Source organism: Shewanella sp. SM20, from assembly GCF_025654545.1.
GTDB classification, from domain to species: domain Bacteria; phylum Pseudomonadota; class Gammaproteobacteria; order Enterobacterales; family Shewanellaceae; genus Shewanella; species Shewanella oncorhynchi.
Map to the genome: position 1 here is coordinate 1 of NZ_JAKKRK010000021.1, position 26579 is coordinate 26579.

Consider the following 26579-nt stretch of genomic DNA (forward strand, 5'->3'; position numbering starts at 1 on the left):
GACAGGACAGAATATCGACACTTGATAAAGTTTGAACTCAAACAAAGCAAATCAGCTTTCCGAATTATTATTAACGTGAGCCAGAGATGGACACGGTAATAAACAGAATTTGCTTGGTGACAATAGCCTTGTGGAACCACCTGATCCCATCCCGAACTCAGAAGTGAAACGCAAACGCGCCGATGGTAGTGTGGGGTCTCCCCATGTGAGAGTAGGTCATCGCCAAGCGCCTAATTTAGGTTAACGTGTAGACGCTAAGCTAAAGGAGCGGTAGTTCAGTTGGTTAGAATACCGGCCTGTCACGCCGGGGGTCGCGGGTTCGAGTCCCGTCCGCTCCGCCAACATTAAGAGATAAGCCTCATCGAAAGATGAGGCTTTTTTCGTTATGGTGTCGCAGATAATTAGTGTCAGTGACGTTGATGCTTCGTGCTCGAAGCATGTGGTTATCCTCATACCCAGCCATCCCAATTCCTACGAGTGTACGTTATTGTTATTCGGATCAGTCCGAGATAATTTTAATCTCTTAGCTTGTAGCTGACGCTCTATCCCTATAGGTAACGTCTATCTTTTTCTTGTCCTAATTGACTTAATATCGTTTATATTGAAGTATTTATTATTAAGCAGATACTTAAATTCCAAGAATGATTGAAATTGAATTATTTGCCCCAAGATAGTCTTAAGTGCTGCAGTTTTGTAGCGTCCATCAATGAGGTCCATGCCATGCTTTATGATTTAACGGTTGTACAATTTAGCAAGATGCTGAAAAATTTAAGCGTTATTCTTGAAAAGGGCGAATGCTTCGCAAACCTCAAGAAAGTCGATATGGCGGTGCTATTAAACTCACGTTTAGCGCCGGATCAATTTAACCTTATTCGCCAAGTTCAGATTGCCTGCGATACTGCCAAAATTGGCGTGGCACGCTTGACCGATAACTTAGATACAGTGCCAAAGCACGATGATAGCGAAACGACGTTAGCTGAGTTACAAGCTCGTATTAGCTCAGTGTTAGCTTACTTAGCGACGTTCAAAGCGGATGATTTTGCTAATGCGGCCACGATCCATGTCTCACAACCACGCTGGGAAGGAAAATATCTTACCGGTTATGAGTTTGCCATTGAGCATGCGATTCCGAACATTTACTTCCATGTAACAACAGCCTACGCGATTTTGCGCCACAACGGTGTTGAAATTGGCAAGAAAGATTACCTCGGCGCTATGCCATATAAGTCGTAAATCTAGGCTAGATGTAGTACTGTTGCGTAGCCTAATTGTTGCGCAGCAGCGCTTTGCCGCTCGAGCTTACCAACCTTTCTGCATTACCACCTGTTCTTTCTCTACCTATGTTATGCCGCTTTATCGCTGGATAATTAGGGCTCGTTAGAGTTCTGTTACGCCGATGAAGTCAATCAATACTCAGTTTTTCATTTCAACCTTACGTCTCGATTATTTTTATCCTGTTAGCATGTATTTAATCTTGTTGGCTTAGGTGAATGATAGGGGCCGTAAGTTTATGAGTCGCCAAATTATCTATTACTTAAATAGTGAATGGCGAATTGACTCATTAAAGATGACCTGTTTGTTTTGAGCAGGGATTTACTGGAAGAGCCTATTTAAGGTTCTAATTAAAGGAGTTAGCTATGTCTATCGAATCTCAAGCCGTCGAGAGTCCAACGGATGCAACGACAACTGATTTACCGATAAAGAGCACGAAAGCAAAAAAAGCCGCCATTACTAGTGGTTTGCGCCTCAAAGACAAGTTGACCCAAGACACTCGCCGCCGAATTGAAATTCTGCACGAGCAACGCCAACTATCCAATCGTTTCGGCGTGGATATAGAAATTGACTAAAGCCATTGGCTTGTCGCTAAGTATTGGATATCACATCTAGATATTTCGCCAGTATGTACAGCTTCACGACGCCCGTCGTGGGGCTTGCTCACTCTCCTTAAGCATTCACTTCTTAAATTCATATTCCATTATCGTGACCATCTCGCCCATATAATCTTCCCGTGAAATCTTTGACCAACCCAGCGATCGATAAAAATCTGCTTTGTCTGCTGTAAACAAATAGATTTTTTGTAATCCGAGTGCTTTGGCATAATCAACGACGGCATTGACTAATATTTTCCCCAAGCCTTTATTTCGATAGTGTGCATTAACATACACATTGGCGAGCCAAGGGCTGAGGTCTGTTCGGGTGTCCATGTCTGCTGCGGTTAATGAGGAGGAGCCCATGACTTGGTTAGCGTCTTCACAGATAAACATCTTAGGAATGGCGGCGTCAGAGAGGTACTCGCTCATTTGCTCAATGAGTGTGGTGACTGTGGCGTCCGCAGAACTTAAATGTGCCCATGCTTGATGATGCCACTCCGCCAATTGTGGAATGTGTTGCGGGGCCGATTTTAGGTCGATAACTTTCATATAAATCTCTAGACTGATTGGGGAAAGGGGTTTGAACGGGCAAATTATACCCTCTATTGGCTTGCATGAACTCAGTGGGCACAAGCCGAGTGAGTATACCGTTTAATTCGGGAGCGGCAGAAATACGCTGGCTTTAAGTCCGCCTTGTTTCGCATGGCTAAAACCGAGTTCGCCTTGATAACTGTCGACGATATCTTTGCAGATAGATAATCCTAAACCATGGCCTTGGATGCTTTCATCTAGCCGAATGCCGCGCTCAATGATAACGGACAGCGCGGCATCGGAGACGCCTTCGCCATCATCACTCACTTCTATCCCATAGCCAGTAGCTGGCACGTTTTGCTGACTGATATGGATCTCAATATTTTTGCGACCATGCTTGCAGGCATTATCCAGCAAGTTGCCTAAGAGTTCGAGTAAGTCATCCCGATCAAACGGCATTACTAAGCCGCTCGTGTAATGACTGTGAATAATGCGGTCTGGGTAAATGCGCTGCATTACTTGAATCAGCGGCGCAAGATCGTCATCGAGCACGGTATAACGCCCTGGAGTGGATAGGCCGACAATCTTAGTGCGCTTAAGCTCTCTCTCAATGATGTGGTGCAGGTTTGCGAGCACTTTACTGCCCTCACTCCGCTGTTCAGGTGGAAGGCTTTCTAGGTAGGACTGCAGCCCTTGTAGTGGACGCTTCATCTCGTGGGCCAAGTTACCCAAGGCATTACGGGAGCGTTGTACTCGCTGGCCCAATTGATTAACTAAGCGATCTATCTCTTCGATCAGCGGGACTATCTCGCTTGGCACTTGGTCAGGATTGATTTCTTGCCCTTGGGTGCGCATTTGCCGGATAGCTTCTGGCATCTGCTCTAAGGGTTTAAAACCGCGTTTAAGTAATTGATACTGTGCTATTAATAGAATGACAATCGTGAGCAACACGGCTGCGCTGGCAAAGGCTAAAAACTGCACTTGGGTTTGTTCAAGCGAGCTAATATCTTCTGTCACCCACAGAGTAACTAATTGATCATCTTTGATAACGGCCTGACTGAACATCAGCCAGTGTTCTTTGCTGACAAACTCAGTGGCTTGGTGTTGCTCACCAGCGGTCAGTTTTGGCATGTTCACGTTATGGTCGAAAAGGGATCGTGAACGCAGAGTTTGCTCGCCGATTTGAATTGCAAAATAATGCCCAGAATTAACCCTGTGGTACACATTGGGTAAACGGTCGGTGGTGAGCGCCCATGTGCCATCGGGATTGTGATTCAGGGCGGAGATCAGGCTGTCGGCATCGTGTTGTAGACGCGAAGCGACAAAGTCTTGGGTTAATATTTGGATGCCTTGGTATAGAAAATACAATAACAGCACCATGGTAAAGGTGAGCGTGATCAGCAGATTGCGCGTCAGATAACCCTTGAGTGAATACACGCCTTTACTCCTTGAGTCGATAACCTTGGCCGCGGCGGGTTTCGATATAATCCTTGCCTAAGCGTTGGCGCAGGCGGTTGACGTACACTTCGATGACATTGCTGTCTTTGATTTGATCTTCTTCGTAAATGCGTTCACTGAGCTCTGACTTAGAGACGATTTTGCTGGGATTGACCATTAAGTAATGCAGCAGACGATATTCAATCTTAGTCAGCTCTATCACTTCACCATCAACATTGGTGACGGCTTGTTTGTCGACATCGAGGGAGACGCCCGCATGCTGCAACACATTGTCGGCGCGGCCAAAGTGGCGGCGGATCAACACTTCGAGCCTTGCGAGTAGTTCTTCAATGTGAAAAGGCTTGCCGAGGTAATCATCCGCACCCGCCTTGAGGCCATCGACCCGCTCGTGCCACGCATCGCGGGCGGTGAGAATAAGCACTGGCATAGCCAAGCCTTTTTGTCGCCATTGGCCGAGGACGTGTAAACCGGGTTTGCCGGGTAAACCGAGATCGAGGATCACGGCTTCGAAGTTTTCTTCTTCGCCTAAAAAGGCACCGTCGATACCGTTATCGGCGTGCTCGACGGTATAACCCGCCTTGTTAAGGGCGGGAATGAGGCGTGCGACCAGATCTGTATCATCTTCAATCAATAGCAAACGCATCAGTCGACCTTTTCCTTTAGCCACTCGCCGGTTTTGGCGTCAATCTTGATTTCATACACTATGCCATCGTCACGAAGGATTTCGAGCTCGTAGATGATCCTTCCATGTTTTTGCTCGACTTCGAGATCGAGCAACCGTCCCTTTAGCCGTGATTCATAGCGTTGCATTATGGTGTCGAAGGGCAAAACCTTGCCCTCCTTAACCCACTCGACCACCTTGCTGGAAAGATCATCGTCGTGGGCATCAGTGCTTGGACTGCTAATCATCCCAGCGGCCAAAACCAGGAATATTAACGGTATCTTCATCGAATATGCCCTTCTCTGCGAGGTTGTGACAATTGCTGCATTGACTGAATGAGCCGACTTTGGGGTTATCTTGCACCATACGTCTTGGGATCTCATCGTGTTTGCCAATAAAAAATGCCTGTTCTGTGATCTTCTGCGGCCCAGACCCTACGAGCAGCGGCGTGCTGTTTTTCATCACCTTACCATTTTGCGCCGCATGTTGAACCAGATATTCCTCAATTCTAGCAGTGACTTGAGGATCTAGACTGGCGTTGTCACCAAAGTGATTATCAAGATTTGCGGTAATGGCGCGCCACTTGTCGGCGGGGAGTAAGTTCGCGGGATAAGCCATGTGGCAGCTGCCACATTCTGCCGTATATTCCGCATTTTGTGGAACAGCGCGGCTGAGCTCGCGGCCATCGTCGGCATAGCCTGTGCCGGTTAAGGTTAGGCTGATGCCGATAACGCCAATGGCTAATGCCGCAGCTGTGAGTGATGAACCTAAGAACCAGCTAATAGGGTGTGCTTGTTGAGTCATGACATCTTCCTTTTTGTGCCGTTACCTTCTGTGGAAGGTATTGAAATTAATTGATCTCATTGAATGAGTTATAAAGTCGAAATTTGGCGGTTATTGCAGGCTTAACCAGAGTAAAGCATCGCCTTTTTCCTGTGGCGTGCAGTCGCGTTTAAAGGTCCAGTTACAGTTACGGGTAAACCATTTCTCGATTTTGGCTGAGTCGGTTAACCGATCTGCGGTAATCGACGGCGCCATAGGGTCAATGGGTTTACGGGTATTTTGGTGCATCCCCATGTCGGTGACTTTAGCGGTATGACAACTGGCGCAGCTGCGACCGTCCATGTCCTGTAGCCAAAGCTTTTGTCCTGCGGCGGCGGTAAAGGGTCCAGCGCCTTGGGCTTGATAGCTTTGCAACTGCGTGCCAATACGCTCGGCGCTAAGTGGCAGGCTTTGCACTTTACTGTTGGCGGCGCTAACGCTGAGGCTAGTCAGCAGCAAGGTGGCAATTGCGACTGTGGCAAGGCGACTCGTATTCGTGTGTCTGGTGAATTTGTTCATAGGGCATTCCTTTTGGGCTGGATGTCTTGTGGCTAAGCAAAATGGCTAATGGATTAATCTTTTTGTTCCACAGGGCGTTGTTTCTTGCCCGTGACCATGGCTCTGACTAAGTTTTCTTTGTGTAACAGGCTGCTGACGATGACGCCGCCAACATGGATGACCACAAGGAACACGGTGAAGTTGGCAAAGAATTCATGGACTTCTTTTATGGCGCCTTCAGGCCAAGTGGCGAAAAAGCTCGTGGCTAATGGGCCGTGTCCGTCGGTGGCGTATAGAGCTATGCCTGAGAATCCCGTGATGGCGATGCTAGCAATCAAGGCTACTATCATCATTGCTCCAGCGGGGTTATGGCCTATGTAGTCTTTGGCTTTGCCTGTGATGAGCCCTTTGAGGTACACCAGCACTTCTTTAGGGCGAGTGATAAAGTTGCTAAAGCGCGCATTATGGGTACCAATCACGCCCCACAGCAGGCGAAACACCAGTAAAATTAAGATGCTGTAACCTGCGTAACTGTGTATGGTCATCCACCCGTCTTCGCCTTCAGTGAGGTAGGCTAAGGCAAAAAAAACGACGAGTGACCAATGGAATATGCGGATCAACAGGTCCCAGACTTTGATGGTTTGCAGTGTGTTTGATGACATGGTGTGACGCTCCTAAGTGGGTTTAGGTGTAGGCTACTTAACCCAAACTTAAACCTCGCTTAAATTTTGAGGGGCGAACATTTAGTGAATTGGTGGGGTTGAGTGGTGCGCTTGCCTAGGTGACGAGCCTTAAATATCAACGAAAGCTTGCTTGTTAACCTCTTGGTATTACGGTAAATTCTGCCACTTTAATCGAGTGAAGGGATTAACTTACCTATGTCTACCGCCGTTATTCGCGCTTTTATCAGCCGCAATCCGAGTCGTAAATCCTTTTGTATTTATGTCGTTTTATTATTTTTGACCGAAGTCTTAATCGCCTTATATGCACCTGCGGGTTTTATTCGTGGTTTTGTGGGCGATGTATTGGTGGTGATCTTACTGTTTTGCATGGTGCGGGCTGTCGTTCCGGTTGCCAGCCCAGTAGAAAAGCCCCTAGCACAAAACACAGGCGAGGGTATTAAACGCTTTTTTCAAACTCCTTGGCTGGCGTTTGCGGTATTGCTGTTTGCCTTTGCTATCGAGTTTGGTCAGTATTGGGGTTTAGTCGATAAGCTGGGCTTGGGTGGAAATCGATTGGCGCGGATAGTGATAGGTAGCCATTTTGATCCACTTGATCTCGTGGCATATTTTGTCGGTTACTTGATCTTACTGGGCTGTTATTGGAAAAGCCGTCAGTCCTAGTGATTTGAGTTCACAAGAGTCGCGTGACGTGTGTTTTCGCGGATAGGAATGCGAGATAGGTAGGCAGATAAGTGGGGTAAGGGATGCAGCCGATAACGGGGTTTTCACTGCTAATAGCACGTACTGATGGACTTGAGCCTAACCCACTGAAAATGCCTCTGTATTTCAATGGCCAACCTACTCATACCTTTATTGCTGGCTTAGTGATTGAAGGCCAATATCGCTGCGTTTTATCCAATAAAACCTCGGGGTATTTGGTCATCACTTCTTTCGATTGTCCCTTCGAAGAATCGACCGAGTTTAGTCTGCTTGATGAAGGGTTTCAGCTCATTGCGACAACCTCTTTGGCGCAAATGTACGATTCTTTTCTGCTTTATGCCCATTGGCCTATGACGGATAACCGACTGAGATTGCACTATTACGGTCAGTTTGTGCTGGATTTAGTGATGACAACGGGCAGTTCTTGGTTACCTTTTCAGCCAAAACTTAAACTGGTTGAAGTTGTCGATCCCCAAAGCGATCCACAAACAGCCTCATCTCTTGCTGAATTAGCTCAGCGTTTAGCGCGGATTGATAATATAAACTGAGTGAGGTTTGAATTAAATTCAGTTAAAAAAGAAAGGGCTATTCGCCCTTTCATGTTTATCACTTGTATCGATTACTCATGCGGAAAGTTTTATAAGCTTGCTTGCAAAGACGTTTAAAAACCTAATAAAAGCTTCCTCACATCAGCTTGTTTGAGCCCCAAAAACCTTAGAAGAAACCTAAAGGATTAACATCGTAACTCACCAAGAGATTCTTGGTATTTTGATAGTGGTTGAGCATCATTTTATGGGTTTCGCGGCCAATGCCGGATTTTTTGTATCCACCAAAGGCGGCATGGGCAGGATAGGCGTGGTAACAGTTAATCCACACACGGCCAGCTTGAATGCCACGTCCCATACGTTGAGCCGTGTTCATGTCCCGTGTCCACACACCAGCACCTAGGCCGTACTCAGTATCGTTCGCGATCGCTAAGGCTTCGGCTTCATCTTTAAAGGTGGTGACCGAAATGACGGGGCCGAAGATCTCCTCTTGGAAGATACGCATCTTATTGTGGCCTTTCATAATCGTCGGGTTGATGTAATAACCTTCGCTTTGGCCTCCATCGAGTTGGCAAAGTGTGCCGCCCAGTAGCACTTCTGCACCTTCAGCCTTACCTATGGCTAAGTAGCTTAAGATTTTATCGAACTGTTCTTTAGAGGCTTGAGCGCCAACTTGAGTGTCGGTATCTAAGGGATCGCCTTGCTTAATGGTTTGCGCACGGGCGAGCACTTTTTCGATAAAGCGATCAAAAATCGATTCCTGGACTAGCACCCGAGATGGGCAGGTACAGACTTCACCTTGGTTGAAGAAGGCCAGCAACATGCCTTCGACGGCTTTATTTAAATACTCGTCTTCATGGTCCATCACATCGGCAAAAAACACGTTAGGCGATTTGCCGCCAAGCTCAACGGTCGATGGAATTAAGGATTCGGCGGCGCATTTTAAAATGTGATAGCCAATTTCGGTGGAGCCCGTAAAGGCCAATTTAGCGATGCGTTTGCTGGTGGCCAAAGCTTGTCCTGCTTCGGCGCCAAAGCCGTTGACTACGTTAAGAATACCCGCGGGTAATAGGTCTTCAATCAGCTCGAGCAAGACCAGAATCGAGACCGGTGTCTGCTCCGCAGGTTTGAGTACCACACAGTTACCCGCCGCCAGCGCAGGGGCGATTTTCCATGCCGCCATTAAGAGCGGAAAGTTCCAAGGAATGATCTGGCCGACCACGCCTAAAGGCTCTGGAAAGTGATAGCTGACTGTGTTGCCGTCGATATCGGCAGCGCTGCCTTCCTGTGCGCGGATACAACCTGCAAAGTAGCGGAAGTGGTCGACGAATAAGGGCAAGTCAGCATTTAAGGTTTCACGCACCGCTTTACCGTTTTCCCAGGTTTCGGCAACGGCTAAGTATTCGAGATTTTGCTCGACGCGATCGGCAATGCGCAGTAACAGGTTTGAGCGTTCGGTAACTGAGGTTTTACCCCATGCTTCTTTGGCTGCGTGGGCGGCATCTAACGCTAATTCAATATCTTGTGCATCGGATCGCGGGATTTGGCAAAAGTTTTGGCCATTCACGGGGGAGCGATTGTCGAAGTATTTGCCATTGACTGGGGCGACCCATTTTCCGCCGATAAAGTTGGCGTATTTTTCTTTGAAGTTAACGATTGCGCCTGCGGTTCCGGGTTGAGCATAAATCATAGAATCATTCCTTCTTGTGGATGGCATGCTGGGCGTTGGCGATTTTTACGCTCTTGGCTTCAGCAAGGGAGTCTTGTTGATGCATCTCTGCTGGATGCCTTTTTAAATATTTTTCGTTTTGCTTTAAGCCAATCCTATTGATTGGCTTAGTGTTCTCTTATGCAACACCTTAGGCTTGCATACCAAGTGAGCATCGCAAGGAGAGTGCCAAACTGGCAGGAGTTGTACACTTGTTGTGCTAACAGTATGATGAAAAGCTAATTTTGCAGATTTGAATAAGTATGGGCACTCAGGGAGAGAAGTGTGTCCTGTGGTTACTTTGTCATTGAGTGGCACACAGCAATTGTGCCGAAACGGAACACAGCTCGGGGGACACGGCTATGACAGTTAAACCGCATTTACCATCGACACAGGCGTGGTTGGCCGATTCGTGGCAGCGCAGCATTGGCGCTGGCTTGTCAGAATTTCAGTTACCCCAGGAGCTTAGGCTCGATGCCTGCGAAATAAAGCAGAAACATGAGCAATATCAAATGCTCATCGCATTAGTGCAATCCCATGCCTTGCCTTTGTTTAATCAGTTGATGGCGCATTCTAATAGCCGACTCTTGCTCTCCGATGCCGAGGGTTATGTACTTAGGCATTGGGGCGTGAGCCGTTACTCCACAAAATTGGCGGACGTGGCTTTGGATATCGGGGTGAATTGGCTTGAGCAGCACAAGGGCACCAATGCGATAGGGACGGCACTTACCGCCAAACAAGCGGTATCTGTAGTGGGTGAGCAACATTTTATTCGCCAGAATCGTTTTATGAGTTGTACCGCCTGCCCGATATTTTCCCCCCAAGGTGAGATGCTCGGGGTGATTGATATCACCAGCGAGCAGCAAAGGCACACCCAGCAGACGCTGATGTTAGTGTCCAGTTTGGCGCAGCAGGTCGAGACCGCGCTTTTGTGCCATCTGCCCGATAGCCATTATCGAATCGATTTAGCGGCGCAGCCCAATCTGCTCAGTTCGGGTTGGCAGGGCATAGTGATTGCCGACAGCGATGGCCGTATCGTGGGGTGCAATCCCATGGCGAGACAATTGCTTAATCAAGCCAAGGTGGGTGATAGCGTTGAGCAGTACTTAGGTGATAATTGGAACCGTGCGGGCGGTTTTAATCCACATTTAGCTTTGCATTTACAGACTCAGCCCTTAAATATTCCCAGCGCTAAGGAGCTAGTTGCGATTAGCAATAAATCGCTCACTCAACTGGGCGTGCGGTTTCGCGATCCTCAACTTGAGCGCGCATGGCAACATGCCAATAAGGTGATCACTAAACAAATTCCGCTGTTAGTGCTCGGTGAAACCGGCGTAGGTAAAGAGCAGTTTGTTAAAAAGCTCCACGCCCAAAGTGCACGTCGCAGCGAGCCCTTAGTGGCAGTGAACTGCGCCGCATTGCCTGCCGAGTTAGTCGAATCTGAACTTTTTGGTTATCAGGCAGGCGCTTTTACTGGGGCGAACCGCACTGGATTTATCGGCAAAATTCGCCAAGCCCACGGCGGTTTTTTGTTTTTAGATGAAATTGGCGAAATGCCGCTGGCGGCCCAGAGTCGTTTACTGAGGGTACTGCAGGAGCGCGAAGTGGTACCCGTTGGCAGTAATCAAAGCTTTAAAGTCGATATCCAAATCATTGCCGCAACCCATATGGATTTAGAACAACAGGTGACTCAAGGGCTGTTTCGGCAGGATCTGTTCTACCGACTCAATGGCTTGCAAGTGCGCTTGCCTGCGCTGCGGGAGCGGCTGGATATCGAGCGTATTATCCATAAATTGCATCGTAAACATCGTATCGCTGCGCAGGATATCTGCCCAGAACTGTTAGGGAAAATGATGCAATACGACTGGCCGGGGAATTTGCGTGAGCTGGATAACCTCATGCAAGTCGCTTGCTTGATGGCTGAAGGCGATGACACTTTAACTTGGCAGCATTTACCTGATTATCTGGCGGCCAAACTCACATGCGAGCCGTTAAAAGTAGGCCTGTTACAAGCAGCCCCCTTATTTGAAGAATTTAAGGAGGTAAGCCGTCAACATTCAGTATCACCCCTGCCAAGTGGCAAGTTCGTTGTGGAGCCGAATGTCACACAGGTTCAATCGGATTCCCTAAATGAGGCGATTTATAGCAATGTGCTGCAGGCATACCAAGCCTGTAATGGCAATGTGAGCCAATGCGCTAAGCGTTTAGGGATCAGCCGTAATGCTTTGTACCGTCGATTAAAACAGATGGGGCTTAAGGATTAATGTTAGCTTACGGCTCTTGTTGCGAAGCTCAATCAATCGCCAAATATCTCTTAATCACCCCACGTTTATCCACTTCGCAATAGACTAAAACCGAGAGGTTTTAGTCCACAATATCTAGCTTCAGTATCTGATAATGTGACTTTTTGTTGTTGCCAATTTATGTCTAATAGGTTTTATTGATTCATATAATCGATAAAGATCGTTTCTTCTAATTACAAATTCAGAACTATACTGCGGGCAGGCAGAAAAGAGCTTGGCGTTATGCATAGAAGAGGAACTGTTATGCATCTTACTAAAAGCCTTTTAATTATTTCTATGGGTCTGACATTGAATGTGCAGGCTCAAACTTTACCAACAAATACCCTGACACGTGACAATGGTGCACCTGTGGGTGATAACCAAAACTCGACCACAGCGGGCAGTAATGGCAGCGTGTTATTGCAAGATGTGCAGCTTATCCAGAAGCTACAACGCTTTGCCCGTGAACGTATTCCTGAGCGTGTCGTCCACGCCAGAGGCACAGGTGTCCATGGTGAGTTTGTATCGAGTGGCGATTTTAGTAACCTAACCCAAGCGGCACCCTTTGCACAAAAAGGTAAAGTGACGCCCGTATTTGTGCGCTTTTCTACTGTGATCCACTCGAAAGGTTCGCCAGAAACGCTGCGTGATCCCCGTGGGTTTGCGACCAAATTTTATTCGGACCAAGGTAACTGGGACTTAGTCGGTAATAACTTACCCGTATTCTTCATTCGCGATGCGATCAAGTTTCCTGACATGGTGCATTCACTCAAACCATCGCCAGTGACCAATATGCAAGATCCGAATCGTTTCTTCGATTTTTTCAGTCACGAAGCGGGTTCAACCCATATGTTGACTCAGGTTTACAGTAACTTAGGTGTACCTGCCAGTTATCGTGAAATGGACGGTTTCGGTGTGCATGCGTACAAATTTGTGAATCGAGATAACCAAGTTAAATACGTGAAATTTAACTGGAAGAGTCTGCAAGGTGTTAAAGGCTTACGTCCCGATGAAGTGGTTAAAGTCCAAGGGCAAAACTTTAACCATTTAACTGATGATCTTTATAGTGAGATCAACAAGGGTAACTATCCTAAGTGGGATCTGTACGTTCAATTACTCGACCCGACTGAGCTTAATAAGTTTGATTACAACCCGTTAGATGCCACTAAGGTGTGGCTAGATGTGCCAGAACAAAAAGTGGGCACTATGACGCTGAACCGCATGCCTGCAAACTTCTTCCAAGAGACTGAGCAGGCGGCATTTGCGCCATCGAATTTGATCCCAGGGATTGAGCCGTCGGAAGACAGATTACTGCAAGGCCGTATGTTCTCCTACGCCGATACTCAGCTGTATCGACTCGGCGCGAATTTGTCGCAATTGCCGATTAATAAACCCTTAGTGGCGGTGGCAAACCACAACCAAGAAGGTGCGGGCAATATGGGGCATACCCAGTCCGATGTGAACTATCAACCGAGCGTACATTTAGCCTTGGCCGAAGATAATCGTTATCGTGCGGTAACGACTGCGCTAACGGGGACTGTGCAACAAACGGCTATTAGCAAGCAGGATAACTTTAGCCAAGCGGGCGTCTTTTATCGCAGCTTGAGCAAGCAAGATAGAGCAGATCTGATCACTAACTTGGCCGGAGACTTAGGCAAAGTGAACGATGCCAATGTGAAACATCAGATGCTCAGTCACTTTTATCGTGCAGACCCAGAGTTTGGTGAGCTTTTAACCAAGGCCGTAAAGGGTGATCTGGCTGACGTTAAACAGCGTTCAATCTGATGTCGTTATTTTTAGGACTGTTTTGGTCGAAGAGATTTGCGCGTTAACAGTCCGAACCTAGTAAGTCCCGCAAGACGTAAACAAGCTCTTTTCTGCCCAGTTTAAGAGGGCGTCTTGCGGGCATTTCGTCACGTCTCATTGTTTAAATCTCTATTTTAGCTGTGCTGGGAGCCATTGATGAAACACACTATTGCTATCTTATTATTGATTATTGTGGCCCTGAGTATGTCGGTGGCAATGGGGGCGGGTTCGCTTCAAGCACCATTGGTTACATCCGCAACTGTCAGTCAAACGGACAAGCCCGATACCGCACAAGTACAATTGCTGGTGGACTATTTTTTTGCAGCAGCGCGTACCGGCGATATCACAGTGCTTGAGCATTTTCTCGATGCAGGCTTCCCTATTGACCAGAGAAATAGTCAAACCTATACCGCGCTAATGGTGGCGGCTTATAACGGCCAAGAGGCTGCAACGGATTTATTGCTTGAGCATGGTGCTAATGCTTGTTTGCAAGATAAGCGTGGTAATACGGCAATGATGGGCGCTGTGATTAAGGCCGAATTCACTATTGTAAAGCGGCTATACGCGAAAGAATGCGATGTGAACCTAACGAATAATGCCGGAATGACCTTGACTGAGTTTGCCCGCTACTGGGGTCAAAGTGGCGCTTTACAGCAAGCGAGTTTAAAGCAATAAAGACGCTAAATCTTGCTATCTCTTGCGCTCGATCACTCTTGGTCATTATCTTTAATCTGTTTAGATCTCAGCATTTACTATTAGCAATAAGTCTGCTTGTTAATGATGTCTATGCCTTTTATGGTAACTTTTTGAATATCGTTTAATACGGCTTGGCCTTCGGAGAGCGATTCATGTTTGATGCCTTACTACTGACGCAAGAAGATAAACGCACGTTTGCTCAAGTTTCACAAATTACAGAAGCTGATTTGCCAGAAGGGGAAGTCTTGGTTGATGTCGCCTATTCCTCGCTGAATTATAAAGATGGTTTAGCTGTGAGCGGTGCTGGCAAAATCATTCGTCAGTTTCCTATGGTACCAGGCATCGATTTTGCGGGCGTGGTGCGCGAATCGACTGATGCGAGATACCAAGTTGGCGATCAGGTGATTTTGACGGGCTGGGGCGTGGGCGAAAATCACTGGGGTGGAATGGCGCAAAAAGCGCGAGTTAAAGCCGACTGGCTGGTGCCCATGCCGCAAGGTTGTGATGCCGCTAAATCCATGATGATAGGCACGGCTGGGCTTACGGCTATGTTGTGCGTGCAAGCGCTGCAGCAGGCTGGGGTAACACCGCAAAGTGGGGATATTCTTGTTACAGGTGCCAGTGGTGGTGTGGGTTCTGTGGCGGTGACTTTGCTCGCCAATGCTGGCTATCGTGTGGTCGCCTGCAGTGGTCGGGTTGAACAGAATGCGCCTTTATTGAAGGAGCTTGGTGCCGCAGAAGTGATTGATCGCAGTGAGCTTGAACAAGATGCTAAGCCGCTTGAGGCGCAGCGCTGGGCGGGTGTGGTCGATACCGTTGGCAACAAGATCCTCGCCAAAGCATTAGCGCAAATGCAATACGGTGGCGCCGCCGCTATTTGTGGTTTAGCGGGCGGTTTTGCATTACCCACAACCGTAATGCCATTTATTTTACGGGGAGTGAGTTTGCTGGGAATCGATTCTGTTTCTTGTCCATTTGAGAAACGAAAAGCGGCATGGGAAGCTGTGATTAAAGCACTGCCTGCACATTTCTATCAGCAAGCTTGCCAGCAGATTTCATTGGCAGAGGTGCCTGATTTCGCGAATAAAATTATCCAAGGCCAAGTCACGGGGCGTGTATTAGTTAAGCTGTAATCTAATACTATTTCGTTAAAGTTAGATTTAACGATTTTCTCTACTTTAAATAAATGGCAACACTAATGTGTTGCCATTTTCGTATTCCAATCATAAAGCGGATTTATGTCTATTTAGTTTTCACTCTGTTTTGAATTCACCATTTGGAATGGTTTCCATAATGCAGTTTAAGTCATTTTTTTAGACAAAACTGAAGTTGGTTAATGTTTCTGCCATGTTGTTTATTTGTAGCGGAGGCAACTCTTGATGCACTCACGTTTTGGAATGCATTCCATCGTTATGATGTTTATGTCTATTAAAACAACAAGGGTGATGACAGATGAGTAACGCAAATCTGCTAGGACGCCGTAATTTTATCAAAGGTTTAGGTGCCGCTACTGGCGTAGCAATGGTATCGCCTGCGATGGCAGTTTCTGAGAAAGCTGACGGTATTAAGTGGGATAAAGAGATTGAAATTCTAATCGTGGGTTCAGGTTTTGCTGGATTAGCGGCTGCAATTGAAGCGACGCGCAAGGGCGCAAAAGATGTACACATTTTCGAGAAAATGTCTTACTTCGGTGGTAATTCTGCAATCAATGGTGGTTTATTCGCTGCCCCAGGCACACCAATGCAGAAAAAAGAAGGGGTGGAAGATTCAGTTGAAAAAATGGTTGCGGATCAAATTGCCTCTGGCCGCGGCATTGCTGACGAGAGCTTATTACAGCACGTAGCCTCACATGCCGTAGAAGCATTGCAAATGACGTTAGATGCTGGATCTGAATACCATCCATATTTGCAGCAGTTAGGTGGTCATTCCGTTGCGCGTACTTACCAGACAAGCGTGAGTTGTGGTGCAGGTATTACTCAGCCATTGTTAAAAGAGTGTCAGAGAATCGGTGTACGGACTCATAACCGTTCTAAGTTCGAAGGCTTCTTATTAGGTGAAAAGGGTAATGTTGTCGGCGTGAAAATGCGTGAGAACTATCATTTTGGTGAAGATCAACCTGGGAAAGTGCTAAATATTCGCGCTAAACGTGGCGTAATTATGGCAACAGGTGGTTTTGCACAGAACATTGATTTGCGCATGGCACAAGATCCTACCCTTACTTCCGAAGTGGGTTGCACCAACATACCTGGCGCTACTGGTGAAGGCATGTTGGAGATGTTCCGTTTAGGGGCTGTGCCTGTGCATCTTGCACATATTCAATCAGGCCCATGGGCATCTCCAGATGAGGGTGGGTTTGGGTATGTCTCAAATTATTCAATCTTTAACTTCCCGCACTCCATTGCAATTAACTGCATGACAGGTAAGCGCTTTATGGATGAGATTGCTGATCGGAAAACCCGAGCAGATGCAGAATTGGCGTGTCGTGATACTAAAGGTGAGCCACTACCGCCCATTTTAATCACCAGCTTCAAAGATTCTAAACAGCATCCTAATACTGCTAAAGTTCTTAAATATAATGTGGGCTGGAAGTTCGATACGCTTGATGAATTAGCGAAACACTTTGGTGTACCACTTGAGCCATTAAAGGCGCAAATTGAAGAATATAACAATTATGTCAAAACGGGTATTGATAAACAGTTTGGCAAGAACATGGCGAAGGCTAAAGATAAATACATTAAAGCTCCATTTACCGTCGTTCGTTTATGGCCGAAAGTGCATTACTGCCAAGGTGGTGTCCAAGTGACAACAAAGGCAGAGGTTAAAGATAGTTTAACTGGTAAGCCAATCCCTGGACTTTATGCTGCAGGAGAAGTTTGTGGTGGTATTCATGGGGTGAGCCGTCTTGGTAGTTGCTCTATTCCTGAATGTATGGTGATGGGTATGACGGCAGCTCGCAGCATCATGAACGTCTAAATTTACCCGATAATACGAGGAATAAACCATGAATAAATTAACCATAGTATTCGCGCTGGTATTGGGGTGTTTACCGACGCTATCGCTATCAACTCAGGCTGTTGAACTTCGAGACTATCATAAAGATGTAATTGGTAAAGACTGCAAGGCTTGCCATGACAACGGTATAAAGCAATTTCCGTCAGACCAAGCTTGTTTGCAATGTCACGATCTGGATAAGTTAGCTGAGCAAACTGCTCGTAGTGAAGAGGATAAGTGGCAAAACCCACATAATAACCTTCATTATGGCAAAGAACTGCCTTGCCAAGAGTGTCATGGCGAGCATAAAGCTAAAAAGCCATTATGCAGTAACTGTCATACGTTTAAGTATGACAAGCATAAAGAATAAGATCTCTTAGTGAGAGGCCCATGTTGATCATGGGCTATCCCTAACCTTAGCTCTCCCCCTTATTTTTAGGATTACAAGTTGTTGGCTCCTCTTAACTTGTGAAAAATGTTTAGCAACATTGGCGGTTTTATTATCCCTGCAAAGACAATTTACTGTTAACCGTTTCGCTTAATATGCTCCTTGGTTGTCATGGCTAAGGGGCTTTTTTCCATTTAATTCCATATTTTTCATTTATAAACGATTTGTTATCTGTTTTGTGGGTTAAATGGTGTTTTCTGCTGTTAAATTGTTGCAAATCAGTGCCGGTTAAATTTTTGGAATGGATTCCAAGCATATTATTCCACTCCAGAAAGTGGTGAAAAATAATATGTAAATAAGGGAGAGATGAATGAAAAAGACAATTATTGCGTTGTCATTGTTTGCGGTAAATGGGGCGATGGCTGCTGACTTACCTGACTTCTTAGATCAGAGTGAAATTGATAATGCACAATTTAAGTGTCTGGGTGAGCCAGTAACCTATTCAAAGGCCGATCAGAGGTATGTCAATATGCTTTGGGATGAGACGCTAACTTATCTAAAAGCTTATGCCATAGCTTTAACTAACGGCGAAAACAGTCATTGTCTGAATTCAGATGAGGCCATGATCGATTCGACCCAAGGTGGTCAAAAGATGTGCATTATGGATCGCCGCGATATGAAGCTGATGGTGAAAAACATCTATCAGGTGATCAACAACGCCGATAAGGCCAAGCAATGTTTTGGTGTCCGTGAAGAGGTTAACTGGATCTATAACCCCGGTGGTGAATTAACCAAGAACTCACCTGTTGCGCAGCACTTTAAGCGTACAACTTTTGATGAATTCTTTAAGACGAAGGTGACCAATGAAGAGGTGCAGAAATTAGGTAAAACCTTCACTAATAATTTCTATAAGATGGTCACTGGTGATGAAGTGAAGATGCCTTCGGTATTCCCTTATGACATCAGCGCTAACGCTCTGCCCAATCTGTGGGCAGCCGCAGGCTGGTTCCCTATGTATGCCGAGGAGAGTAAGCGTAACGACAAGAACTTCAACAACATTCGCGGTGGCTACGCCTACGCTGAGATCTTCGGTCATTGGGGACTGCTGCGTATCGATGAGATCAATGGCGAAAAGGTAGGTGCCGAAGTTGGTATGACAGTACAGTCAGTCGATACGCTTTACCCCTACCATAATCACGCTATCTCAGAGATGTACTACAACATGCGCGTGCCAGCATGTACCAATCAGTTTAAGAGTTTTGCAGTTCGTGCAGACTCACCTCTAGTAAAAACAGTCAAGAAAGATGCCACGATGCGTCGAGTACAGTTTGATGCTGCACAACATAATGGCCACACGATGTGGTGAGCAGGAAGTTACGACCAAGACCCCCTGATGTATTTCCACGAAAACACAATACACGCATTCGATATTGATGGTAGCTGTGAAGCTAAGCCAGAAGAGAGAGCCATAGTTTCTGTCTGGGCAAGAAGTAATGCCCATGACAAGCGTAATGATTATGGAACCACACTGCTTTGCGAATCAGCACAAAATCCTGGTACGCCAGCCAATAAAGATGAAGTCATTCAGTGTGATCTGACTCATTTGAAATGGTAACGACTACGTAATACGGCCAAGTATAAGGCGATATAAGCTTGTGCCGTGTACCTAAGGCGTACGGCAATTAAAATTAAAAGGTGAGATGATGAAAAAGTTAAATTTGTCTTTTGTTGCTGCAATGATACCAATGGCATTAACGACTGGAATAGTACCGGCACAAGAACAACAAGACGGTATAGATGTTGCTGGTACTGTCAGGATGAATTATGCCTATAAAGACTATAGTGAGAGCTCAAAAGACAAAGCTGGCGACCTTGCTTTTGACATGGCGGCGATTAAATTCAACGGTAAACTGGGAGAATGGGGCTTAGCGAGTGAATATCGCTTTTATGATGGTTGGCAGGCACTACGTTATGGTTATGGTTTTTATGAGTTAACCCCTGAGTGGCAACTGCAGTTCGGTGTTAACCAAGTGCCTTTTGGCAACCCAGGTTTTATCTCTAATAGCTTCTGGTTTGGTGTGCCTTATTACCTAGGCTTCGAAGATGATTATGATTTGGGTGTTAAAGGGGTGTATTCGAGTGGTGCCTGGGGCACTGAAATGGCCTTTTATAAGAATGCTGAATATGGGGCAGGTCGCGCAGATCGCTATTCAACCGATCTGTATAGTGGAGCAGTCAACGGTACCGAGTACAACAACGAAGAGACTAACCAGTTAAATCTTCGCCAGACTTATGAAACGAGCTACGAAGGTGGTAAAACCCAGATGGGGGCGTCGATTGAGTATGGCCAGATCTATAACAACAAGACTGGCAACAATGGTGACCGTTATGCCATAGCACTCCACATGGACAGTAGTTATAAAGGCTGGAACCTACAACTGCAAGCAATGCAATATGAATATGACGCCGCCGATGCAGTCGACAGCAATAAGATCGCTGTGGCAGCCTACAATTGGCAGTATGAGATTGCATCTAAAGCGCAGGCATACAGCGTAAATATAGCTAAGACAGTAACGACCGATTGGGGCAGTCTGAAGTTTTATAATGATTTCGGTATGGTGACACCGGATGTTGCCGATGACAGCTTTGATACCAGTTATCAAAATGTTACTGGCTGTGCCATTTCTGCTGGCCCAACTTACACTATGATTGATTTCATTATGGGTAAAAATATGTATGCCTCGACTCGGGATAACGGCCATGTCGGGTTGCCTGAAATGGGGGACAGTTGGGATAAGCGGGTTAATATCAATTTTGGTTACTATTTCTAAGCAGATCTAACAGACTTTGTCGCTGTTATAAAAATGCCAACCTTAGGGTTGGCATTTTTTCAAATACGTTTGCCATTACACGCAGACTAGTTAACAGCATTAGCAAAGTGTTACACATTTGCTTTAATCAAGGTAATCAATTGCATTGTGGCGTCTGTTTGCGTTTCAGGATTGAGATAAAGGGATTCGTTAAATTCGGGTAACGGTGGCAAGCCATGTTCGTATGGATTCAATATTTGCATATGCTCATTGATCCTAAATTCTGCAATAGGTGCGATGGCTAAGTCATTTTCAACTGCCATACACAGAGCATGGGGGGAAGGCGTCGACAGTAAGACATTGATTGGACGCATTGACAGCTGATGGTTGGCAAACACCTGAGCTCGGATAGGGCAGTTTTCGGGATAGAGCGCCATTGGAACGGTATTGCGTTTATGCGCTTGACCATACTTTGCGGCTGCCCAATGAAAGCGGCGTGTAAACAGCAACTCTCCGTTGGCAGGGGCTTGCCAGTGGGTAGCAACGATCAGATCAAATTCACCTTGTTGCAACCGTTTATAAAGGTTGCCACTGACGTCAGTATCAATGACCAATTCGATACAAGTAAACTCTCGGATAAACTCCAGTAAGCAGCTGTTTAAATAGCATGTAATATAGTCAGTAGGCACTCCTAGCCGGATCACTTCTTTATTTTGGCTGTCTTTCAATTCATGAATAGCTTGCGAGTTAAGTTGCATCATTTTATAGGCGTAATTTAACAGGGTCGAACCGGACTCTGTTAATGTCGTACCTTTGTTATCCCTTAGCAATAAAGATTGGCCGACCACTTCCTCAAGCTTCTTAATTTGTAAGCTCAAGGTTGATTGAGTGCGACAGACTTTGTCGGCAGCTTTAGACATGTTGCCACATTCTGCTACTGCAATAAAACTCTCAAGTAATTCTATTTTTAGCATCTAGCTACCTAGTTTATTCATAGTGGTATCAGTATTACTCAATATAGGCTGACTCTAAACTCTGTTATCGTTTGATTGTGAAGTTGCAACCTTTTTGTTTGTTGAAATGTGACGAGGTCGGTATGAGTAGCTGGGAGCAAAGGAGTGATTATTTGATACAAGTTGCACAGCGTAGTTTAAGAGGTCATAAAACGTTTGATTTATGTCGTTCTCATTTGGTAGAGGCGAGTCAAATATCGAAAGGCACAATATACAATCACTTTACAACTGAAGCGGATCTTGTGGTTGCGATTGCATGTGCTCAATACGATGAGTGGTTAGTTGCCGCTAAGCAAGATGTATTGCGTTATCCTGACCCTTTTATACGCTTTTTATATCATCACTGTTACCGCCTTCATCAAGTATTATCGCAACAGCGGTTCGTGATTGAGCGAGTAATGCCAAATCAGGCCTTGTTATTGCAAACGACTAGTAATTATCGACAGCGCTTTGAAAAATTATCAGTCGAATACAACCGCTGGAATCGGCTAACTATTTCAGAAATCGGTGATGTATCTGGATTTAATCGAGCTGAATTAGTCATGGACTATCTTCGTGGCGCTATGATCAACAGTGACGACTCCAATAGAAAAGCGGATGATATACAACTCTATTGTCAATTTAGTTATGCGTTAAGTCAGTTAATGGGGCATTCAGATAAGCGTATTCCAACTAAGTCAGCATTTGTTCATTGGTTGTCACATTTACCCTGTATATCGGCTATTTCGGCAGTGTAATCGTCACTTTAAGGCCCGTTGGTATACGGTTCTCGGCTTTAATCTTACCTTTGTGGGCGGTAATCGCCGCTTCAGTGATTGCCAGCCCAAGTCCCCAGCCACCGCTTTCTCTCTGTCTTGCCGAGTCGGGGCGGTAGAAAGGTTTAAAAATGGCATCGAGTTCGGCGGCATCTATGCCTGGACCATCGTCTTTTATGGTAATTTGTACTTGATCAGCCGTCGCACTCGCTTGCAGGTGAATATCGCTTGCGGCATAACGGATCGCGTTACGCAGCAGGTTTTCAATCGCGCGGGAAAGTGATTTAGGAAAATGTGCTAACTCAATTTCTTCATCGATATCGATAGTAATGCTTTTACCTTGCTGTTCTGCTTCAAATTCCGCATCGTCTAAAACTTGGCTCAGGGATTCGGCCAAGCCTAAATGTACTTTGGTTTCGTTAGTACTGAGCTTGACCCGCGAGAGTTCTAACAATTCACTGATAAGCTTTTCGAGTTGCTCAGCTTCATAACCTATGCGTTCCGTTTCTGTGGTCTGCTGACCTTTTTTACGTGCGAGGGCTAGGGATAACTGTAGCCGCGTCAATGGGGTGCGTAGTTCATGGGAAATATCCCCCATGAGCCGCTGCTGATTATTCACCATAGCTTCGATGGAGTCGGCCATGCTGTTAAAAGCCGTGGCGAGCTGACCAATTTCATCGTTGCGCTGAGTGGTGGACTTATCGACTCGGTGACTTAAGTCGCCCTCTGCGAGGGCATTAGCACTCTTTTTAAGTGAATTTAATGCCTTACCTAAATGCCACGCGAGCAAGCCACATAATAATCCCGAAAGGAAAATCGCTAGGCTTAAGGTTAATAACTTATTTTCGGCGAAGAAGAAGAACCAAGGCCGTGGATGATTATCCGGTAGGCGGCCATAAAGTGAATACGTTTCAGCGCCCAGATTAAATTGATAGGGACCAAACACCAGCTCATCTTTAAACTGATGGCTAATCGGTTGTTTTTCTTCATCTGCCATCAGCATAAAGCTGCGTACACCGCGACTCACCCTGTGGGTGTTGATCACTTGGCCTTGGCTGTTGACAAGATAGACCCGCAGAGGTTTGCCTTCCATGTCTCTGTGTCTTTCCCAGCGCCGAAGAAAATCGGATTCCAGCAAGGCGGGGTTTTCTTGAATGCGCTTAGCTATCGTCGATAGGACTTTTTCAAGGTGAGGTGGTAGTGGTGCACGGTCGTGATTTTGTTGTAGCAATGGTAACAGACCCACTAAGGCGATGATTAGCGAGCTGCAAAGCCAAAATCCGAGCAATAATTTGATAAATAAACGATTAGGCACAGTCGATACCGCCGTTATGGGAGCCAAATATAACCTTTGCCACGGATGGTTTTCACCCTTGGCCGACCATCGCTACGCTCGGGGAGTTTTTTACGTAGATTCGATAAATGCATGTCTAAGCTGCGATCGAAGGGCATGAGTTTTTTGCCGAGCACTTTCTCGTTTAACTCTTCCTTGTTCATCAACTCTCCAGCATGCAGTGCTAGGGTGTGCAGCAGAGTGAATTCAGTGCCTGTGAGTATGATTAATTGCTCATTACAGTAAGCTTCTTGGCGCGATGGATCTAAGCGTAGATCGCCAAACTCTTGGGCGGGCGCGGCATGGATTTCTTGGGTTGTTAAGTTCGAACGACGAATAATGGCGCGGATACGGGCGATTAACTCTCTGTCATTAAACGGCTTTGGCAGATAATCATCGGCGCCGATTTCAAGCCCAACTACGCGATCGATTTCATCGCCGCGAGCGGTCAGCATTAATACTGGGGTTTGTTTATGTTGGCGCAGTGCGCGTAGCACTTCAAAACCGTTTAATTTAGGTAGCATGACATCGAGTAGGATCAGATCGTAATCTGCGGTCAGTGCCAGATCTAAACCTTGTTTACCGTCGTAGGCCAAGGTTAATTGAAACCCTTCTAACTCGAGCAGTTGCCCTAGTAGCTCAGATAACCCCAGATCGTCATCGATTAATAATATCCGACTCATACTGTTCCTTAATCTCTGTAATGTGGCCTCATGTGCCTGTTTATCATAGACACTTTTAGCGCTTTGGCTGAGTATACCTGTTTTGATGTCAATTGCTGTGTAGCAATGTAAGCCAAAGTAAAGAATAGAGTTATTGCCGCAACTTTACAGTGATTTACTCAGGCAACGCCCTCACTTACATATAGGGGTTTAGACTGGAAGGGTCGAAAGTGACTCGGCTTAAAAGGGTCGTCACTGTGTCTTATTAATTGCCATATTAAAGTTGAACCATCGAGGTTAACACTATGAAAACATTATCACCTTTGAAAGCGAGCCTGTTTGCCATTCTAGCGAGTTCTGCGGTTTTCGCGACGGCAGTTAATGCTGCACCTAAGGATGCTGGCTGCGACTTCTCTAAATCTGAATTCCATAAAGGCGACCGCATGGAACATGGCGGCCGACATATGGACCACGGTGGCATGCATCGTATGTTTGAAGGGCTCGATTTAACGGATGCCCAGAAAGCTGACGTCAAAAAGTTGTTTGCCGATCAGAAAGCCACGCGCGCTGATAATCGTCCAACGAAAGAGGAACGCTTGGCCCATCGCACTGAGATGCAGGCCTTAATTACCGCGCCTAGTTTTGATGAAACACAAGCAAAGGCACTGATGAGTGCGCAGCAAGAGCAGCGTCAAACTCAAGCCATTGAGCGTATGAAGCTGCATAATCAAATATTTAATCTGCTGACACCAGAGCAGCAAGCTAAGTTTAAAGCGCGATTTGAAGCACAAGCTGGTAAAGAACCTCGCGGTTAAGCGTCTTAGCTGATATACAATAGGGTCATAGCTTCCCAAGATAGATCCCTTATGACTCAAACTTCCCAATATGATTTTTGGGTCAAACTGGCTAGCCGCGCTTCCGTGGCTACCGCTTTGATCCTTATTCTTATCAAGATGTTCGCTTGGCTTTATTCCGGCTCTGCCAGTATGTTGGCATCTTTGACGGATTCCTTTGCCGATGCTCTCGCTTCTATTATCAATTTTATTGCCATTCGTTACGCGCTTGTGCCGCCGGATCATGACCACAGATATGGTCATGGTAAGGCTGAGCCGTTAGCGTCTCTAGCGCAATCCGCCTTTATTATGGGCTCCGCATTTTTATTACTGTTCTATGGTGGTGAGCGTCTATTAACACCTGTTCCGGTTGAAAATGCCACCATAGGTGTAGTTGTTTCTATCATAGCGATTGTGATGACGTTAGCTTTAGTCATGTTGCAGAAACGCGCATTAGCGGCGACAAAAAGTACTGTGGTTGAAGCTGATTCGCTGCACTATAAATCAGATTTATTCCTTAATGGTGCGGTATTGTTGGCACTAGTATTAGCGCAATACGGTTGGTGGTGGGCTGACGGTTTATTTGCGGTAATGATTGCATTTTATATTGGTCATCAAGCCTTTGGCTTAGGTTATCGCTCAATTCAAGCCTTGTTAGACAGAGAGCTAGACGAAGAAACTCGCCAGCAAATTACGCAAATCGCGATGGAAGATCCACGGGTGCAAGGGCTGCATGATTTACGCACTCGTCAAGCCGGCAAAACTGTTTTTATTCAATTTCATTTAGAACTCGATGGTAATTTGAGTTTGAATGAAGCCCACAGTATTGCCGACACGACAGGAATAAGAGTCAAAGCTGCCTTCGAAGATGCCGAGGTTATTATTCACCAAGATCCGGTTAAACCTGATGTAAACGAAACATAAATGAAGGGCAAGCTATGGCATGGATGCAGAAGCAAAGTCACAGATGGGATCATTCCACTCGATTGATATGCCGCTATCATAGGCTATCGACTCGCTTTGAGTTGATAGCCGAATTTGTGGTTTCTGACGTTAGCATTCCTGTGAATGCAGAAATCACGCTCCTAATGGAACAGAAACCTTCGATAGTAAATCAAGCAGATAGTACCGTATCTCCTGTGATAGCGGGAGCTTGGAGTCAGTTAGTCCTGCGTAAACATCTTTATTACTTACCGCAGAAAATTGAGCTCGACATTGCTAACCAAGCTTATCGAGTCCATGTCTGGCCATTATTTCTTTGGCGTACACGTATTACTTGTGTGGCGTCTGGCAGAGTTGTCGTATCCGAATGTTTGGATGTGAGAAGGCGTCGTTCCCTCATCCGTTGGCTATATGCAAGTTTTATAGGATTGTTGCGGGTGCTAAGTTAAAGCCGTTAATGATTTTAGATATAAAAAGATAATGTCTAAAGTGAGTATGATTTCCCTCTATAAATATCAACTATAGCTTTCGTTTTTGACTCAAGCTGAATAAATGCTGTACGGCTAGTGTTTTGCTCATTTAAACGATGACA

Annotated in this window: 26 protein-coding genes, 1 tRNA gene, 1 rRNA gene and 1 pseudogene; 18 read left to right on the forward strand and 11 right to left on the reverse strand. The window is 46.0% G+C overall.

The window, feature by feature from the left end; translation table 11 throughout:
- The first annotated feature begins 112 nt into the window (after positions 1–112).
- From rrf to L5M18_RS10405, 4 genes are all read left to right on the forward strand, one after another.
- Positions 113–228 (forward strand): 5S ribosomal RNA (gene rrf / locus L5M18_RS10390).
- A gap of 36 nt (positions 229–264) precedes the next feature.
- Positions 265–341: transfer RNA gene (locus L5M18_RS10395), tRNA-Asp, on the forward strand.
- 379 nt (positions 342–720) lie between these two features.
- Positions 721–1233 carry a DUF1993 family protein gene (locus L5M18_RS10400; RefSeq protein WP_106648446.1) on the forward strand — a complete coding sequence of 171 codons (513 nt, stop codon included), beginning with the start codon at positions 721–723 and terminating at the stop codon, positions 1231–1233.
- Between the two features lie 404 nt (positions 1234–1637).
- A complete protein-coding gene (locus L5M18_RS10405) occupies positions 1638–1847 on the forward strand; it encodes a hypothetical protein (RefSeq protein WP_220591706.1) in 210 nt (69 codons plus the stop codon).
- A 105-nt stretch (positions 1848–1952) separates the two neighbouring features.
- Here the strand turns inward: L5M18_RS10405 and L5M18_RS10410 are convergent, their stop codons facing one another.
- The 7 genes from L5M18_RS10410 to L5M18_RS10440 all read right to left on the reverse strand — a co-directional run bounded on the left by L5M18_RS10410 (position 1953) and on the right by L5M18_RS10440 (position 6503).
- Positions 1953–2420, reverse strand: coding sequence for a GNAT family N-acetyltransferase (locus L5M18_RS10410; RefSeq protein ID WP_263196853.1), 468 nt, complete (start codon positions 2418–2420; stop codon positions 1953–1955).
- Positions 2421–2522: 102 nt separating this feature from the next.
- Positions 2523–3839, reverse strand: coding sequence for a sensor histidine kinase (locus tag L5M18_RS10415; RefSeq protein ID WP_263196854.1), 1317 nt, complete (start codon positions 3837–3839; stop codon positions 2523–2525).
- 4 nt (positions 3840–3843) lie between these two features.
- On the reverse strand, positions 3844–4503 hold the full coding sequence (locus L5M18_RS10420; RefSeq protein WP_012586486.1) for a winged helix-turn-helix domain-containing protein: 660 nt from the start codon (positions 4501–4503) through the stop codon (positions 3844–3846).
- Positions 4503–4769: a PepSY domain-containing protein gene (locus L5M18_RS10425; protein ID WP_173242639.1), complete on the reverse strand. Its 267-nt coding sequence runs from the start codon at positions 4767–4769 to the stop codon at positions 4503–4505. Before L5M18_RS10425 ends, L5M18_RS10420 begins: the two co-directional genes overlap by 1 nt.
- Positions 4762–5325, reverse strand: a complete 564-nt coding sequence (locus L5M18_RS10430) for a diheme cytochrome c (protein ID WP_198572475.1) — start codon at positions 5323–5325, stop codon at positions 4762–4764. The genes L5M18_RS10425 and L5M18_RS10430 overlap by 8 nt, the downstream gene beginning before the upstream one ends.
- 90 nt (positions 5326–5415) lie before the next feature.
- Complete coding sequence (locus L5M18_RS10435; protein WP_198572476.1) at positions 5416–5862, reverse strand: DUF1924 domain-containing protein; 447 nt, start codon at positions 5860–5862, stop codon at positions 5416–5418.
- A 53-nt stretch (positions 5863–5915) separates the two neighbouring features.
- Positions 5916–6503: a cytochrome b/b6 domain-containing protein gene (locus tag L5M18_RS10440; RefSeq protein WP_263196857.1), complete on the reverse strand. Its 588-nt coding sequence runs from the start codon at positions 6501–6503 to the stop codon at positions 5916–5918.
- 216 nt (positions 6504–6719) lie between these two features.
- Here L5M18_RS10440 and L5M18_RS10445 point away from each other — a divergent pair, with 216 nt between their 5' ends.
- On the forward strand, positions 6720–7184 hold the full coding sequence (locus L5M18_RS10445) for a DUF2809 domain-containing protein (RefSeq protein WP_263196859.1): 465 nt from the start codon (positions 6720–6722) through the stop codon (positions 7182–7184).
- Between the two features lie 83 nt (positions 7185–7267).
- Positions 7268–7771, forward strand: a complete 504-nt coding sequence (locus L5M18_RS10450) for a hypothetical protein (RefSeq protein WP_263196861.1) — start codon at positions 7268–7270, stop codon at positions 7769–7771.
- A 166-nt stretch (positions 7772–7937) separates the two neighbouring features.
- On the opposite strand, the gene L5M18_RS10455 is transcribed toward L5M18_RS10450, so the two are convergent.
- The gene (locus tag L5M18_RS10455; RefSeq protein WP_263196863.1) at positions 7938–9458 is read right to left on the reverse strand and encodes an aldehyde dehydrogenase family protein; all 1521 of its coding nucleotides are present in this window, start codon (positions 9456–9458) and stop codon (positions 7938–7940) included.
- 380 nt (positions 9459–9838) lie between these two features.
- Between L5M18_RS10455 and L5M18_RS10460 the strand changes: the two genes are divergently transcribed.
- The 8 genes and pseudogenes from L5M18_RS10460 (at position 9839) to L5M18_RS10500 (ending at position 20470) form a co-directional block, all read left to right on the forward strand.
- Positions 9839–11740 carry a sigma-54-dependent Fis family transcriptional regulator gene (locus L5M18_RS10460; RefSeq protein ID WP_263196864.1) on the forward strand — a complete coding sequence of 634 codons (1902 nt, stop codon included), beginning with the start codon at positions 9839–9841 and terminating at the stop codon, positions 11738–11740.
- Between the two features lie 282 nt (positions 11741–12022).
- Entirely contained in the window at positions 12023–13543 is a 1521-nt protein-coding gene (locus L5M18_RS10465; protein WP_317629896.1) for a catalase, read from the forward strand.
- A 177-nt stretch (positions 13544–13720) separates the two neighbouring features.
- Entirely contained in the window at positions 13721–14239 is a 519-nt protein-coding gene (locus tag L5M18_RS10470; RefSeq protein WP_263196866.1) for an ankyrin repeat domain-containing protein, read from the forward strand.
- A gap of 173 nt (positions 14240–14412) precedes the next feature.
- The gene (locus L5M18_RS10475) at positions 14413–15393 is read left to right on the forward strand and encodes an MDR family oxidoreductase (RefSeq protein WP_263196868.1); all 981 of its coding nucleotides are present in this window, start codon (positions 14413–14415) and stop codon (positions 15391–15393) included.
- 319 nt (positions 15394–15712) lie between these two features.
- Positions 15713–17233, forward strand: coding sequence for a flavocytochrome c (locus L5M18_RS10480; RefSeq protein WP_263196870.1), 1521 nt, complete (start codon positions 15713–15715; stop codon positions 17231–17233).
- 28 nt (positions 17234–17261) lie between these two features.
- The gene (locus L5M18_RS10485; RefSeq protein WP_212600223.1) at positions 17262–17621 is read left to right on the forward strand and encodes a cytochrome c3 family protein; all 360 of its coding nucleotides are present in this window, start codon (positions 17262–17264) and stop codon (positions 17619–17621) included.
- Positions 17622–18009: 388 nt separating this feature from the next.
- Positions 18010–19254, forward strand: a pseudogene (locus L5M18_RS10490) (hypothetical protein).
- An 85-nt stretch (positions 19255–19339) separates the two neighbouring features.
- Positions 19340–20470 carry a hypothetical protein gene (locus L5M18_RS10500; protein WP_263196876.1) on the forward strand — a complete coding sequence of 377 codons (1131 nt, stop codon included), beginning with the start codon at positions 19340–19342 and terminating at the stop codon, positions 20468–20470.
- Between the two features lie 110 nt (positions 20471–20580).
- On the opposite strand, the gene L5M18_RS10505 is transcribed toward L5M18_RS10500, so the two are convergent.
- A complete protein-coding gene (locus L5M18_RS10505) occupies positions 20581–21423 on the reverse strand; it encodes a LysR family transcriptional regulator (protein WP_212600226.1) in 843 nt (280 codons plus the stop codon).
- Positions 21424–21545: 122 nt separating this feature from the next.
- Here L5M18_RS10505 and L5M18_RS10510 point away from each other — a divergent pair, with 122 nt between their 5' ends.
- The gene (locus tag L5M18_RS10510) at positions 21546–22199 is read left to right on the forward strand and encodes a TetR/AcrR family transcriptional regulator (protein WP_212600227.1); all 654 of its coding nucleotides are present in this window, start codon (positions 21546–21548) and stop codon (positions 22197–22199) included.
- On the opposite strand, the gene L5M18_RS10515 is transcribed toward L5M18_RS10510, so the two are convergent.
- Entirely contained in the window at positions 22183–23532 is a 1350-nt protein-coding gene (locus L5M18_RS10515; RefSeq protein ID WP_113941371.1) for an ATP-binding protein, read from the reverse strand. The two genes, L5M18_RS10510 and L5M18_RS10515, sit on opposite strands and share 17 nt — an antisense overlap.
- A 14-nt stretch (positions 23533–23546) precedes the next feature.
- Positions 23547–24233 (reverse strand): response regulator, encoded by a 687-nt coding sequence (locus tag L5M18_RS10520; RefSeq protein WP_105251061.1) that lies wholly within the window; start codon positions 24231–24233, stop codon positions 23547–23549.
- Between the two features lie 284 nt (positions 24234–24517).
- On the opposite strand from L5M18_RS10520, the gene L5M18_RS10525 reads away from it, so the two are divergent.
- Genes L5M18_RS10525 through L5M18_RS10535 form a run of 3 tightly spaced genes read left to right on the forward strand, consistent with a single transcriptional unit; the run spans position 24518 to position 26436 of the window.
- Positions 24518–25027 carry a Spy/CpxP family protein refolding chaperone gene (locus tag L5M18_RS10525; protein WP_113941370.1) on the forward strand — a complete coding sequence of 170 codons (510 nt, stop codon included), beginning with the start codon at positions 24518–24520 and terminating at the stop codon, positions 25025–25027.
- Between the two features lie 51 nt (positions 25028–25078).
- Positions 25079–25969, forward strand: a complete 891-nt coding sequence (locus L5M18_RS10530) for a cation diffusion facilitator family transporter (protein WP_212600228.1) — start codon at positions 25079–25081, stop codon at positions 25967–25969.
- 14 nt (positions 25970–25983) lie between these two features.
- Positions 25984–26436: a hypothetical protein gene (locus L5M18_RS10535; protein ID WP_263140869.1), complete on the forward strand. Its 453-nt coding sequence runs from the start codon at positions 25984–25986 to the stop codon at positions 26434–26436.
- Positions 26437–26579: the final 143 nt, after the last annotated feature.

Excerpts from the sequence above, each read along its gene's own strand:
- L5M18_RS10400 (WP_106648446.1), top strand. The coding sequence starts at position 721 with ATGCTTTATGATTTAACGGTTGTACAATTTAGCAAGATGCTGAAAAAT.
- L5M18_RS10405 (WP_220591706.1), top strand. The coding sequence starts at position 1,638 with ATGTCTATCGAATCTCAAGCCGTCGAGAGTCCAACGGATGCAACGACA.
- L5M18_RS10410 (WP_263196853.1), bottom strand. The coding sequence starts at position 2,420 with ATGAAAGTTATCGACCTAAAATCGGCCCCGCAACACATTCCACAATTG.
- L5M18_RS10420 (WP_012586486.1), bottom strand. The coding sequence starts at position 4,503 with ATGCGTTTGCTATTGATTGAAGATGATACAGATCTGGTCGCACGCCTC.
- L5M18_RS10425 (WP_173242639.1), bottom strand. The coding sequence starts at position 4,769 with ATGATTAGCAGTCCAAGCACTGATGCCCACGACGATGATCTTTCCAGC.
- L5M18_RS10430 (WP_198572475.1), bottom strand. The coding sequence starts at position 5,325 with ATGACTCAACAAGCACACCCTATTAGCTGGTTCTTAGGTTCATCACTC.
- L5M18_RS10435 (WP_198572476.1), bottom strand. The coding sequence starts at position 5,862 with ATGAACAAATTCACCAGACACACGAATACGAGTCGCCTTGCCACAGTC.
- L5M18_RS10440 (WP_263196857.1), bottom strand. The coding sequence starts at position 6,503 with ATGTCATCAAACACACTGCAAACCATCAAAGTCTGGGACCTGTTGATC.
- L5M18_RS10445 (WP_263196859.1), top strand. The coding sequence starts at position 6,720 with ATGTCTACCGCCGTTATTCGCGCTTTTATCAGCCGCAATCCGAGTCGT.
- L5M18_RS10450 (WP_263196861.1), top strand. The coding sequence starts at position 7,268 with ATGCAGCCGATAACGGGGTTTTCACTGCTAATAGCACGTACTGATGGA.
- L5M18_RS10455 (WP_263196863.1), bottom strand. The coding sequence starts at position 9,458 with ATGATTTATGCTCAACCCGGAACCGCAGGCGCAATCGTTAACTTCAAA.
- L5M18_RS10460 (WP_263196864.1), top strand. The coding sequence starts at position 9,839 with ATGACAGTTAAACCGCATTTACCATCGACACAGGCGTGGTTGGCCGAT.
- L5M18_RS10465 (WP_317629896.1), top strand. The coding sequence starts at position 12,023 with ATGCATCTTACTAAAAGCCTTTTAATTATTTCTATGGGTCTGACATTG.
- L5M18_RS10470 (WP_263196866.1), top strand. The coding sequence starts at position 13,721 with ATGAAACACACTATTGCTATCTTATTATTGATTATTGTGGCCCTGAGT.
- L5M18_RS10475 (WP_263196868.1), top strand. The coding sequence starts at position 14,413 with ATGTTTGATGCCTTACTACTGACGCAAGAAGATAAACGCACGTTTGCT.
- L5M18_RS10480 (WP_263196870.1), top strand. The coding sequence starts at position 15,713 with ATGAGTAACGCAAATCTGCTAGGACGCCGTAATTTTATCAAAGGTTTA.
- L5M18_RS10485 (WP_212600223.1), top strand. The coding sequence starts at position 17,262 with ATGAATAAATTAACCATAGTATTCGCGCTGGTATTGGGGTGTTTACCG.
- L5M18_RS10500 (WP_263196876.1), top strand. The coding sequence starts at position 19,340 with ATGATGAAAAAGTTAAATTTGTCTTTTGTTGCTGCAATGATACCAATG.
- L5M18_RS10505 (WP_212600226.1), bottom strand. The coding sequence starts at position 21,423 with ATGCTAAAAATAGAATTACTTGAGAGTTTTATTGCAGTAGCAGAATGT.
- L5M18_RS10510 (WP_212600227.1), top strand. The coding sequence starts at position 21,546 with ATGAGTAGCTGGGAGCAAAGGAGTGATTATTTGATACAAGTTGCACAG.
- L5M18_RS10520 (WP_105251061.1), bottom strand. The coding sequence starts at position 24,233 with ATGAGTCGGATATTATTAATCGATGACGATCTGGGGTTATCTGAGCTA.
- L5M18_RS10525 (WP_113941370.1), top strand. The coding sequence starts at position 24,518 with ATGAAAACATTATCACCTTTGAAAGCGAGCCTGTTTGCCATTCTAGCG.
- L5M18_RS10530 (WP_212600228.1), top strand. The coding sequence starts at position 25,079 with ATGACTCAAACTTCCCAATATGATTTTTGGGTCAAACTGGCTAGCCGC.
- L5M18_RS10535 (WP_263140869.1), top strand. The coding sequence starts at position 25,984 with ATGGCATGGATGCAGAAGCAAAGTCACAGATGGGATCATTCCACTCGA.